Raw genomic sequence first — 14,006 nt, 5'->3', positions numbered from 1 at the left:
AAAGTACGGTGGCGTATAGATAGACTGCCCGCTATCTGTAGGGACACGGTACTGCCGTGCCCCCTACCCGGAACTCGCTCTATAGCTCGTCTAATTCCCTACACATAACTAAGCTAAAAACTGGAATTGAGAACCGTTAACTGCCAATGCAAACGGACTAGCTTGTTCAAATGCACCAGTAAGTTCAAAGCTGTTGGTATTTAAAACTATCCCCACAATCTGTCCGGTAATTATGTTTTCAATCACCATGTCGTTGATAATTCCGTCATTATCGTAAGCAATCAAATTGTCGTCTTCAAAGAAAAGGTCGAGTTCTGTTAAACCGTCCGTCAAGCCGATGCGATCGCCCTCGTCAAAGTTAAAATCGGTAATGATATCTGCTCCATTTATACCAAATGCTTCATCGTTGCTTCTGAGCACAAATATATCAGCACCGAGGCCTCCCGTGAGTACGTCAACTCCCCGATCGCCCACCAAGAAATCGTCGCCCTCATTGCCGAATAAATCGTCGTCTCCTTGCCCTCCCCGCAGGATATCGTTCCCGAACCCTCCGAAGATAAGGTCATTTCCGGCGTCGCCCCTCACTACGTCGTTGCCATCATTTCCATCCAGGCGATCGTCATCTTTACCGCCGTAAATTATGTCATTTCCGCCGCCACCAGCGATAATATCATTGCCATTATTTCCTAACAGACGTTCGTTGGAATCCGATGAACCTCCTATAGTATCGTTGCCATCAAGTCCCCAAACTCCCCAGGGAAAAGACGACAAATTTCCATTCCCTACGTTAATCTCATCGGGTGTAGCGAATGCCAAAAGACGTGGCCCGCCGCCAGCAAATACAGGAAATCCCGCCACATCGCTGATAAGATTGTTAACCGTTAAAGCCATAACTATGTCCTTTAAAAAATCCTGTTAGCTGTATTATACATTTTAATTATTCCCTTGCCAAATAGCAAGGATGTTTGAATTTTAGCCGCAACTTTTATTTCCTCAATTAATGACAAGCAACCTGCTGGTCTATAGTCAATTACAATTACCAATACTTCGCCTACGCGAACGTATAAGTTATCAATTCCCAATTCCCAATTCCCAATTACCAGGGCTGTGCTTCATTCAACCCAAACCTGCTATAGATCTCGCATCAGTGTCAAATAGCATTAGTTGCTGACACTATCCGCTACTGCGTACCGCTTATAATGGGTGTTACCCCCCAGGCGGTAAACACGTTAATATCACCTATAACGTCGAGACTGAGAGGTTGTTTGTGAATAAAAGTAAAAGTCCCTGGGCCCATCGTCCGAGAAAAAACCCAGTTTCCGATACCCATACACAAACTTTACACACAGGATCTAAGCTCTTTACAAAGCCATAATCGCCGATCGCTGATATTTTTTGGCAAAATCCACTGCTTTCAGGTGTTTTACTCATGTCTACTCCTAAATCGTCTTCCCATCAAAACAACAACTCCGTAAAATCACTGCCAGCGACAGATATCGTCCCAACAAAGCAAGACAGTAACAACCTGCCCAGCGAACCAAGTATAGAACAGCTACTGGAAGCTTTGGCGGGTCAAGTACCCAGTCAATCTTCTGAAATTGAACCCTTGAAAACGTGGAAACAAGATTTACAGCGATTGTTTCAATTTCTCGGCGACCGCCGTGTTTTAATCGCAGTAATGCAACCAGGAACTTTTGCCCTGCGGTACGCTAACGCAGCATTTTGCCGCTTGGCCGGTTGGGAGGAAACGTCCTTGGCAACTCAATCTACCAACGGTTTGTTTGCAGAAACCGACATCACTCTGCTGCAACTGTTCGAGGATGGGGACGCTAAAACAGCAGAACAATTGTACCGCCGGCATCTTTTGCACTGGGTATTTAAGCAATATTATCAAATTGACATCGACGGTTTGCGGGTGCTAGACGAACCTGTCACGGCGAGTGTAAAAAACCCCAAACACCGAGAACCTAGATTTATTGAGTTTTGGTTGGGTTCGGAACAGTTAAAAATTACTCGAATTGACTCAAAAATAGATGAATTTGTGGATGTTTCTTTAAGATTAATGCCTGTTGCGGAACGGGAAGCTTGGCTGATGCAGCCGAATCAATTGGAAAATTTAGCCGATCGATTGCAGTTGGATAATTACCGCGTAGAAGGTTTGCTGCTGCTAGAAGGTTTTGATGTCACCGTACAGGAGCAAATTCGCCGGCTGACTCAGCTATTGATCGATCAAGATTCGATGCTGCGGCCAGACAAATTTGAGAAAATCGATCGGTGTTTGCGATCGCTTTTCAATGCTGACGGCACTTTGCTGCTGCGGCCCGACGGCGAACAGGTACAGCTATTAGTTGCAAAAGACGGCCAACATTTGCAGCCGATTCTTTATTCAATGCACTCCCTAGAAGCTTCTCACTTTTTGAAGGCCACAGCAGCAAATCAAGTTTGGAATGTGCCAGACTTGCGTAGGGAGTGCGAAACCGAGTGCGATCGAACTTTGCGGAGAATGGGAACTCGATCGATGCTGCTGGTGCCCCTGGTAGTCAAATCCGTCACCCGCGAGGGGTGTGGCGTGCGGATTTTGGGAGTCGTGGGGCTGTTGTGCGATCGGCCAAACCACTTCAACGGCATTGACTCTCAACACGCCCAAGAACTCATTCCCGCCTTCATTGCAGCCCTGCGGCAAGCCATCCAGGAAAGGTTTACCCACATTCACAACATCCACCCCGCAGTTGAGTGGCGGTTCGCCCAAGAAGCAGAAAGGCGAAGTTGGGGACTGCCCCCAGAAACAATCGTATTTGCTGATGTTCATCCGCTGTACGGAATTTCGGACATTCGCGGTTCTAGCGACGAAAGAAACCGAGCCATTCAAACAGATTTGCTCGAACAATTCCGCTTAGGTTTAGTCATAGTTGATGCCGTTTGCGAAACACAAACTACCCACCTCGGCGAGCAACTGCGGCTCGACTTGCTCGACTACATTCAGCATTTAAAACAAAAAGTAACAGTCGATATGGAGGTGCGAGCCGCCGAGTATTTAAACGAGCATTTAGAAGTATATTTTGACTATTTTGTGCAGTGCGGGCCCAAGGTTCAGGCAGCCGTTGAAGCTTACCAAGCAGCCTGTGAAAATGAACATAACTGCGTTTACAGCGATCGCAATCGCTACGACCAAATGCTGAACTTAATCAGCACCAAACTCCAAGAAACCTGGGCCCGCTGGCAAGAAAAAATGCAGCAAATTCTTCCCCACTACTGCGACATCGAATGCACCGATGGCATGGATCACATGATTTATGTAGGAAAATCGATAGATCCCAAATTTAGCCAGTTTCACCTACACAGTTTGCGGTACGAACAACTGCGAGCAATTTGCGATTGTGGCCGCACAGTTTTTCGCCTGCAAGCCGAGTCTCAAATTAACATGGAACTCGCACATTTAGTATTAGTGCAAAATACCACGATCGACATTTTTCACAACGAAAATACTGAAAAAATGTTTGATGTCAAAGGCACTCGCGACATCCGCTACGAACTTGTCAAAAAGCGGATCGAAAAAGCCGTTGACAAAGACGCACAAGAGCGGATTACCCAGTCGGGGATGTTGACTGTCGTTTATTCCACCGAGGAAGAGTGGGAAGAATATCAGCAATACTTGCGCTACTTGTCTCGCGAAGGTTGGGTAGAGTCCAAAGTTCAGACGGGCATGGTAGAATCACAACAAGGAGTCAGCGGTTTAAAATTCGCCCGCGTGCGTATTTTACCTGAACCGGAATCTATTTGTACTATCTGTGAAGTTACGGTAGTCAGCGATTGAGAAGCCGTTCAATTGCCTGTTTGAGGCCCAGTGCGATCGCTCCCATCTCCTGCTGTTTGAGGCCCCGTGCGATCGCTCCCATCCCCCTGGAAAACTGTGCACCGAAAGCATTCGGGACTCAAACACAAGACCGAGATTACATTTAAGATGTTTGTTGACACCAACGACCAAGCCCACATTTTTACTTAATGTATATTCCGTGTGATTTGGAAATTGCAAAATACATGATCGGAATCACACAAAATTAATATTAAGTAGTGTTAATCTAATGAGGCTCGGCTCCTGTAATTTATAACTTAAGTGATGTTAACCTTATCAGAATACCAAATAACTTCTACCCTGCACGAAGGGGTCGAAACAATAATCTATCGCGGACAAACACCGACAGATGCGCCCCCAGTAATTTTGAAAGTTCTCAAAGCCGAATATCCCTCCCTCGAAGCCATTACCAGGCTCAAACACGAATATCAAATCAGCCAAAATTTAGACAGCGAACACATCGTCAAAGCTATCAGTATCGAAACATTTGACCACCGATTAGGAATCGTTTTAGAAGACTTGGGCGGCGAATCCCTCGCCCAACTGTTGGAAAGAGAAACCTTGAGCCTGCAAGCAAATTTAAACATCGCCATCCAAATAGTCAAAGCCTTACAATACCTGCATTTTCAGCACATTATTCACAAAGACATTAAGCCCAGCAACATCATAATTAACTCGCAAACAAAACAAGTAAAACTCACCGACTTCGGCATTGCTACAAAACTCAACAAAGAAAATCCGCAATTTAACAATCCCAACTCAGTCGAAGGCACCTTAGCCTATATGTCACCCGAACAAACCGGGAGAATGAACCGCACCCTCGACTACCGCACAGACTTTTATTCCCTTGGTATCACATTATATGAAATGCTGACTGGAAAATTACCTTTCCGCAGCAACGACCCATTAGAAATAGTTTACAGCCACATCGCAGTTCAACCAATATATCCCCATCAAATCAATTCAGAAATACCTGTCGCCCTCTCTGAGATAGTGATGAAATTAATGGCAAAAAATGCCGAAGATAGATATCAAAGTGCGGCCGGATTGTTAGCCGACTTAGAAACTTCTTTGCATCAGTTAGAAACCACCGGACAAATTGCCGAATTCATCCCCGGACGCTTAGATATTCTCAGCCAATTGTTAATCCCCCAAAAATTGTACGGTCGGGAAAATCAGGTTAATGAATTGCTAGCAGCATTTGAACGTGTAAGAGCGGGTTTAGCCAACAATGTGTTAGAAAAAGCAGCAACCTTAGAACCAAACCCGCCCCCATCAGGAAGCAGCGAATTAATGCTAGTTTCAGGCTACTCAGGCATCGGTAAATCAGCAGTTGTCAACGAAGTTAGCAAACCAATTACCAGATCAAAAGGTTACTTCATCAGCGGCAAATTTGACCAATTCAAACGCAACATTCCTTATGCTTCATTAATCCAAGCATTTAACTCCTTGCTGCGGCAATTACTAACAGAAAGTGCACTTTCATTAGAAATATGGCGCACTAAAATTTTAACAGCATTGGGAACAGACGGCCAAGTAATTGCCGACGTAATTCCCAAAGTTGAATTAATCATCGGCCAACAGCCAGAAGTCCCTGAACTCGCCCCTGTAGAATCCCAAAATCGATTCAATCGGGTATTCAAAGAATTTATTCGCGTTTTCGCCCAAAAAGAACACCCCCTAGTTATCTTTTTAGACGATTTGCAGTGGGCAGATTCAGCAACATTAAAGTTGATGCAAATACTGATAACTGACCCTGACCAGGAATATTTGTTGCTAATCGGTGCCTATCGAGACAATGAAGTTAGTCCGACCCACCCCTTAATTCAGACTGTAGAAGAAATTGAAAAAACTGGTACCATAGTCAACAATATCGTCTTGCAACCGCTGGATTTAGCAAATGTGACTGAATTAGTCACTGAAACACTTCACACTTGCACAGAAAAAGTAACAAATCTAGCTGATTTAATCTGGAATAAAACGGGTGGCAATCCTTTTTTCTTGACCCAATTACTCCAAGCACTTTATCAAGACTCTCTTTTAAAATTTGAATTTAATCACATTACAAATGAGGGAAGTCAAAGTGGCTGGTATTGGAGTATTGATGAAATTCAAGCCATTGGAATCACCGATAAAAGTGTGGTGGAACTGGTAGCTTCTCGCATTGAAAAGCTGCCTGCACCCACCCAAGAAGTGTTGAAGCTAGCAGCTTGCGTGGGAGATAAATTTGCTCTGGATGTGCTGTCACTTGTTAGCGAAGAATCAGCTAATACGACAGCAACTGAACTTTATTCAGCTTTGCAAGCCGGGTTAATTCTGCCCTTGAGCGATGCTTATCGCATTCCTTTAGTTTTCGATCGAGCCGAATCAATCAATCTCAAGTTAGATACTTCGCGGGTTATTTACAAATTTTTGCACGATCGCGTTCAGCAAGCCGCATATTCGCTAATTCCCGAAGGCCAAAAGCAATCCACCCATTTAAAAATCGGTCAATTACTATTACAGAATACTCCCCCCGACAAGCTAGAAGAAAACATCTTTGATATCGTCAATCAATTGAATGTCGGAATTGACACGATTAGCCAACAGTCGGAAAAAACTCAGTTGGCACAATTAAATTTAACTGCTGGACGCAAGGCAAAAGCGGCGGCTGCGTATGAAGCTGCTGTTAGGTATTTGCGAGTTGCTATGGAATTATTGCCTGCGGATTCTTGGCAAAGCAACTATGACTTAACTTTAGCAATTTATGAGTCAACAGCAGAATCTGAATACTTAAATATCAACTATGAATATTCAAAAAAATTGGTTGACATTGTAGTGGAAAAAGCTAAAAACTTACTGCAAAAAGTGAATGTTTATCAACTTCAAATTCAGTCTTATAACGCTCAAAATAGATTTGTAGAAGCCCTCAATACAGGACTGGAAGTCCTGAAACTGTTAGGCATTTCTTTTCCTCAAAATCCCAAGGCGCTAAATATTGCTGCGGGACTGATTAATACAAAACTGAGCTTGGGATTGAAACGAATTGAGGATTTAGCTAACTTGCCAGAAATGACCGCTCCCGACAAACAAGCAGCCATGCTGATTTTATCAGGGATTCTCAGCAGTGCTGTTCCGGTCAAGCCCCAACTGGTACCGCTGCTGGCATTTAAGATGGTCAAGCTGTGCATTAAATATGGTAATTCGCCTTATGCAAGTATTGCTTACGTTTTTTATGGCGTAGTTATGTACAAGGTAGGGGACATTAGTTTGGCGTACCAATTCGGTCAACTGGCAATTAAGATGTTAGACAAATTTCCCTCCCGTTCAATTAAAAGTAGAGTTTATTCACCCTTTGGTTGCTTTATTAACCACTGGAAAGCACCTGTAAATTCCGGATTAGGCGCTCTCAAAGAAGGTTTTAAAACTGGGATGGAAACTGGAGAATTAGAATATGCTGGTTATTCTATAACTGAATATTGCTTCAAAAAAATGTCGACAGGAGAGCCTCTAGATTTGGTGGAGCAGGAGGCTGGTAAATATATGAAACTAATGCAGAAATATCAACTAGAAATGGCTGTACATTATATAAGTATATGCAGGCAGACAGCCCTCAATTTGCTGGGTAAATCTCTCGAACCATGCGATTTAGTCGGCGATAACTTTAATGAATTAAAAACACTCCCGGTTTTAATAGAATCTCAAAGCTTTTTTGTAGTTAGTGCGGTTTATCATGCCAAAACTCAGCTTAATTTTATCTTCAGAAACTACGCGCAAGCCTTAGAAAATTCAAGGTTATTTGAGAAAAATGAGGAGTCGGTAGCCGGATTTTATATGGTTGCTCTGAATAATTTTTACTTTTCTCTCAGTCTCCTTGCTTTGTATTGCCAAGCTGAGAGAGGGGAACAAAAGCAATATTTAGAAAAAGTGCTGCAAAACCAAAAGAAGATGAAAAAATGGGCAGTTCATGCTCCGATGAATTATCAACATAAATACGACTTGGTTGCAGGGGAAAAAGCGCGAGTCTTGGGGCAAAATACCCAAGCAATGGAATTGTACGATCGCGCAATTGAGGGAGCGGCAAAAAACGGTTACATTCAAGAGGAAGCATTAGCCTATGAATTAGCCGGAGAATTTTATCAAGCTTTGGGTAAAGAGATAGTTTCTCAAGCATATCTGACTAAAGCCTATTATGCATATATCCATTGGGGAGCCATAGCTAAAGTTAAACACTTAGAAGCAACACATCCTTTCTTAGCAGCACAGACGCGCACAATTCCAACCCCAACCCTCGATGTCACCCGCACAACCACTGGAAATACTACCAGTAGTAGTTTAGGCGATTTCTTAGACTTAGCTACTTTTATTAAGTCGGCGCAAGCCATTAACGGTGAAATTGTTCTCGAAAAATTGTTGACCAAATTAATCAAAATTATTTTAGAAAATGCGGCGGCTCAAAAAGTAGTGCTGCTGCTGCTGAAAAACGATATCCTCTGCATAGAAGCTACTGGCAGTTTTGCGGAGGATAAAGTGACACTTTTACCCTCTATTCCCGTAGAAAATCGTCAAGATGTTCCCCTGTCTGTGATTAATTACGTACACCGCAGTCAAAAGCATCTGGTTTTAGACAATGCGACTGTCGTCGAACTTTTTAAGGTAGATACCTACATTCAGAAATATCAACCAAAATCAATTCTCTGTTTGCCGATTATTTATCAATCTCAGCGGCGCGGAATAATTTATTTAGAAAATGCTTTGACAGTAGGGGCTTTTACAGCAGAGAGAGTAGAAGTATTCAAAGTGTTAATTTCTCAAGTTGCTATTGCTGTAGAAAATGCTGGTTTGTACGCGCGCGAGAAAGAAAAATCTCAACAGTTAGAAAAATCTTTTAATGAACTGCAACAGGCGCAACTGCAACTCATTCAAAGCGAAAAAATGTCGGCTCTCGGCAACTTGATTGCAGGGGTTGCTCACGAAATTAACAATCCGCTCGGTTTTATTGCGGGCAATCTTGATGCTGCTGCTGAGGCGAGCTTAGATTTGATTGATTGCTTACAACTTTACCAAGAAAAATTTCCTAATCCTGGAGATGAATTACAGGATAAAGCATCGGAGATCGATTTAGAATATTTGATCGAAGATTTGCCGAAAATGCTTTTATCCATGAAATCAGGTACAGAGCGCATCCGCAATATTAGCACGTCTTTGCGGACTTTTTCCCGCGCTGATAGTGCGAATAAAGTGTCAGCAAATATTCATGACGGCATCGACAGCACTTTGATGATTTTACAGTATCGCCTGAAAGCTAAAGATACTCGCCCGGCGATTAAGATTATCAAAGAATACGGAGATATCCCGCCAGTTAAATGTTATTTTGGGCAACTGAATCAGGTATTTATGAATTTGCTGGCAAATGCGATCGAGTGTTTTGACGAATTCAATCAGGGTCGCACTTACGCTGAAATTGAAGCTTTACCGAATACGATCGCCATTATCACTCATATCGGGGAGGATAACAACAGCGTGGTGATTAAAATCAAAGATAACGGTCAAGGGATGTCATCTGAGGTCAAGTCGAAAATATTTGACCATTTATTTACTACTAAAGGAGTAGGAAAAGGTACGGGTTTGGGGTTGTCTATCAGCCGGCAAATTGTAGAAGAAACCCACGGCGGTAAACTAACTTGCGAATCGGTGCTGGGAGAAGGTACGGAATTTGCGATCGCCCTGCCGCTTTGATAAAATTTATTCACCACACTTACGCAATCAGTCATTGCCAATTGTTTAATCTCACATCTCAAATCTCAAATGGTATGACTTGTGCTTAACACACAATTGGAAATTTGTCAATTCCTAAATATCTATCAAATAGTCCACAGTTCACTGTTTAAAGCAGGCAGTATGCAGTTACATTGTTAGCTAAATCATGTAATAACTGTATTTGATAGGAGTTTTTCGAGTGAACGCTGCCGAACAAGCCAAAAATATAGAAGTTGCCAGCAAAATTGCTGCGGTTGTTAATTTATTCAAGTCCGAATTCCCGGATGCAAAAGTCGATTTGAAACCTTGGATGAATGACCAGGATACCAGAGAACTTGTAGATCCAGATTCGATCGACATTGGCTTCCATTTTCCCGGTAGAAGCCGCTTATTGCAAAGCCGCAGCATTTTGATTCAAATCCGATTTTACCAAGATCCGGTGGAAGGATATCGGCGGGCGATCGGAGTTGAGGCCGCCGGTTACGATCATAGCGGTCAGCAGTGGCACTTTTCCACCGTGGAAAAGTGGAATTTTCTCGGCCAAACCGAACCTGCGGTGGAGTCGGCGCAAAAACTCAAAGACTTTTGCCAGCAGATATTCGATTTGTTTAATTAATCTTTTTGAGGACTTCAGTTTTCACTGCGAACCTGTTTGTAGTAAGGACTTTAGTCCTTGCTATTATCGCAATTGTCGATCGATCTACAGCCAACCGGATAAACAGATTTGTAAGTAGTCGATCGCTTGCCAAACAAAGTATAGCGGTTGTCGCGGACTTGTTCGTAAACGCGATCGCCCATCCACTTCATCCCCGGCATTGCCCGATAAGCAGCCACAAACACCTCACCAGCAGGCAATATCCGTCCGATTTCCTCCGCCGCATCGCTGCCCTGCCAGCGACGTTCTGGATTCTCTGCATCTATCAAAATCATCCCCATTTCGCAGTCACCAGAAGTTATTCCAAAGCGCTCTAATTCCTCTAGATCTTGCATGGAAATATACTCAAAACTCTGGCCTTTATCTAAATTTTCTAGTAACTGCACCAAGGTAACGCAGAGATTGCAATTGCCGTCGTAAATTACGTTATATTTCATGGTTATGGAGAATTAGGAATCAGGAATTGGACATTGGGCATTGGACATTGGGCATTGGTAGTAAATAACTACTGACTATTCCCCACAGGAATCTCGATCGCAAATTCCGTGCCTTGACCCGGTGCGGAATCGCATCTAAGCTGCCCGCCGTGCTTTTCCACCACTATTTGATAGCTGATAGACAGCCCCAAACCAGTACCTTTACCAGGTTCTTTCGTAGTAAAAAACGGATCGAACAGCCTTTTGTGAACATCTATCGGAATCCCCGGCCCGTTGTCAGCAATCCGAATCACAATATGAGAAGGATGCCGCATTGAATCATCAGAAACTGCAGAATCTGCCTGCATCAAAGCATCCTGTTCATATTTTACATCCGTACAAATCCGCAGCGTCGGCGAAGGACAATAAGGAATAGGCGCCAGTTGTCCCTCTGCCCAGTGTCCAGTCTCCATTGCCTCTTCCAAAGCATCAATTGCATTGCCAATAATATTCATAAAAACCTGATTCAACTGTCCTGCATAACACTGTACGCGGGGCAAATTGCCGAACTCTTTGAGGAGCACAATTTTAGGACGCCCTGCCGTTTCTTTCAACCTGTGCTGCAAAATCAACAAAGTGCTTTCAATCCCTTCGTGAATATCCACCTGCTTTTGTTCGGCTTCATCTAATCGCGAAAAATTCTTTAATGACAGCACAATTTGGCGAATTCGCTCGGCTCCCATTTTCATCGAATTTAACAGGTTAGGCAAATCTTTGAGCAGAAAATTTAAATCTACATCATCTATCTCTTGTTGAATTGCAGGTGTTGGGTTCGGGTATTCCTGCTGGTAAAGTTGCAGCATTTTTAGCAAGTCTTTAAAGTAATCGTCAGCGTGCATGACGTTGCCGTAAATAAAGCTAACTGGATTGTTGATTTCGTGAGCAACACCAGCAACTAATTGCCCCAAACTTACCATTTTTTCATTTTGAACCATCATGCTTTGAGTTTTATGCACGTCCCGTAGGGCTTTTGCCAATTCTAGATTTTTAGCCCTCAATTGACTTTCGGAAAGCTGCACCGCTTCTTCGGCGTGTTTGCGCTTGGTAATATCTTTGCGAATTGCTACATATTGATGAGGTTCTCCGCTGGTATTTAAGCAAGGTACAATCGTAGTATCCAACCAGAATAATGTACCGTCTTTAGCTTGATTTTTCATTTCTCCCCGCCAAACCTTTCCCTGGCGGATGGTTGACCAAAGCTGCTTAAAAAACTCGGCTGGGTGATAACCAGAATTAACAAGTCTGTGGGTTTTACCGATCAGTTCTTCTCGGGAATATTTAAATAGTTCGCAAAATTGATCGTTGACATAGGTAATGGATCCGAATTCGTCGGTATTCGAGACAATCGCCGATTGATCCAAAGCAAATTTTTCAAATTCCAACTCTTTGAGAGTTTGGCGCAATTCTGCTTCGGCTTGTTTGCGATCGCTAATATCGGTAATCATCCGCAATACCCCGGAAAATTGGCCCTCAGCGTCGAACATCGGCGTCGCCGACACGATCGCCCACAAGTGAGATCCGTCTTTGCGAGTAAACTTAAAATCGTGTCGTTCGCGAATGCCTTGCCGCCTGCGCTGCACGTAACTTTCTGCTATTTTCCTAGACTCGCAGTCGATAAACTCAAATAGCGATCGCCCCAGCATTTCCTCCACAGTATACCCCAGCATTTCGCCCATCCGAGAGTTAGCCAAAGTCGTGATACTTTCGCTGTCAAACATCCAAACGCCCTCAGAAGCCGTCTCGACAATGCAGCGGTAATAATTCTCCCTCTGCCTGAGTGTTTCCTCTGCTTGCTTGCGATCCGTAATATCAGTTTGCACCGCAATAAAACCTTCGAGTTCACCAGTTTCTTCATAAATTGGGGCAATCGAAAGCGCCACCCAATAACCCTTTCCATCCTTTTTGTAATTGTAGATTTCCTGATTAAAAGGCACGCCTGCAGCCAAAGCCGATCGCAGTTGAGCAATAGTTAGCGGGTCTGTTTGAGAGCCTTGCAGTACATCACCCGGTTTTTTTCCCTGCATTTCTGCCAGCACATAACCACTAATCCGAGTAAATCCTTCATTTACCCATTCAATGCAGCCTTGAGCATCAGTAATAATCACACCATTTTGCGTTTTTTGAGCCACAATAGCCAACCGCGACAATTCGGTTTCATTTTTTTTTCTTTCCGTAATATCTTCAGCAATACCCAGAATGTACTTGGGCGCGCCCGAATCGTCAAACAAAGGAACTTTTTTCGTGTGCAAAATCCGCTTGCCCCGGTGGGGAAGTTGGATAGTTTCTTCTGGCCAATCGACACCTTTTCTCGTTGCTAGCACTTCTAAATCTTGTGCTTGCAAGTAATTTGCTTCCTCTGAGGTCAACAAGTCAGCAGCATTGTTTAAGAGCACTTCATCCCTCGAATAGCCAAACAATTCTTCGCTAGCAGTATTCCAATAAATAAATTTTTGCTCTACAGCATCTTTAATAAAGACGCTAATCGGCAGATTTTGGAGTACCGCATTCAGAAAATCTTGAGTGTTTCGCAGGTTCTCCTCAGCTCGCTTTCGTTCAGTAATATCCAAAATCACTCCGTCGAGATAGACAACCCCAGACAGAGAATTTGCGATCGGCGAAACCGGCGAAACCACAGCCGACAAAAAGCCCTCCATTTCCCCTTGTTCCTCTTGTTTTCCTCTAGCCTCTTCCGCCTCGCAGCAAACAGCTTTGCCTTTTTCGTAAACCCAGCTAATTTCGCCGTCAGCCCGGACAATGCGGTATTCAAGGATGTACGAAGTTCTGGTTGGTACACTTTTTTTGACAGCAGCATCCACATTTTTGCGGTCTTGAGGATGGATAATGCTGGCAAAAGAACGGACGCGATCGTTGATAAAATCAGAAGAGGGATAGCCTGATATTTCATGAACAGCCTCGCTCAAAAACGCCATTGTTCGTGTTAATTCCCCGTCGTCCGTATACTCGCAGGTACAGCGGTAGACAGCACCGGGAATATTAGCTACTAAATTTTTATATCGTTCTTCGCTTTTTAACAAAGATGAGCCGTCTTCGTTATTACGATCGCCGTTCTTAAATTTAGAAGAATTGGAAGAAATTTGCATGGTTTTTTTTTCACTTGTGAGTGCGGGGGCAAGTGGTAGAGTAGATGACCCTATAAAAAGTGAATTTAATGTGCGAAATAATTCGTTATAAACTAATATAGTACAAAATTAGTTCTGCGAACATTCAGAAAATTTGAGGGCGGGTAATAGGTAAAGCTAATCAAGGCTAGAGATATAGAAAA

Annotated in this window: 6 protein-coding genes; 3 read left to right on the top strand and 3 right to left on the bottom strand. The window is 43.4% G+C overall.

Translation table 11 applies throughout. From position 1 onward, the window contains the following. Nucleotides 1-108 precede the first annotated feature (108 nt). On the bottom strand, nt 109-891 hold the full coding sequence (locus QUA23_RS25190; RefSeq protein WP_333078619.1) for a calcium-binding protein: 783 nt from the start codon (nt 889-891) through the stop codon (nt 109-111). Nucleotides 892-1,429: 538 nt separating this feature from the next. Here QUA23_RS25190 and QUA23_RS25185 point away from each other — a divergent pair. The 3 genes from QUA23_RS25185 (at nt 1,430) to QUA23_RS25175 (ending at nt 10,208) form a co-directional block, all read left to right on the top strand. Then, complete coding sequence (locus QUA23_RS25185) at nt 1,430-3,814, top strand: GAF domain-containing protein (protein ID WP_333078620.1); 2,385 nt, start codon at nt 1,430-1,432, stop codon at nt 3,812-3,814. A gap of 303 nt (nt 3,815-4,117) precedes the next feature. Further along, nucleotides 4,118-9,571, top strand: a complete 5,454-nt coding sequence (locus QUA23_RS25180) for an AAA family ATPase (RefSeq protein WP_333078621.1) — start codon at nt 4,118-4,120, stop codon at nt 9,569-9,571. A gap of 220 nt (nt 9,572-9,791) precedes the next feature. Continuing rightward, nucleotides 9,792-10,208, top strand: coding sequence for a hypothetical protein (locus tag QUA23_RS25175; RefSeq protein ID WP_333078622.1), 417 nt, complete (start codon nt 9,792-9,794; stop codon nt 10,206-10,208). Between the two features lie 50 nt (nt 10,209-10,258). Here the strand turns inward: QUA23_RS25175 and QUA23_RS25170 are convergent, their stop codons facing one another. Together QUA23_RS25170 and QUA23_RS25165 are read right to left on the bottom strand one after the other, a co-directional pair. Next, nucleotides 10,259-10,684 (bottom strand): DCC1-like thiol-disulfide oxidoreductase family protein, encoded by a 426-nt coding sequence (locus QUA23_RS25170; protein ID WP_333078623.1) that lies wholly within the window; start codon nt 10,682-10,684, stop codon nt 10,259-10,261. 68 nt (nt 10,685-10,752) lie between these two features. Beyond that, nucleotides 10,753-13,824, bottom strand: a complete 3,072-nt coding sequence (locus tag QUA23_RS25165) for a PAS domain S-box protein (RefSeq protein WP_333078624.1) — start codon at nt 13,822-13,824, stop codon at nt 10,753-10,755. Nucleotides 13,825-14,006: the final 182 nt, after the last annotated feature.

Origin of the sequence: Microcoleus sp. Pol1C5, from assembly GCF_036701115.1 — a bacterium.
Lineage (GTDB): Bacteria > Cyanobacteriota > Cyanobacteriia > Cyanobacteriales > Microcoleaceae > Microcoleus.
This window is presented reverse-complemented; position numbering and strand designations above follow the sequence as displayed.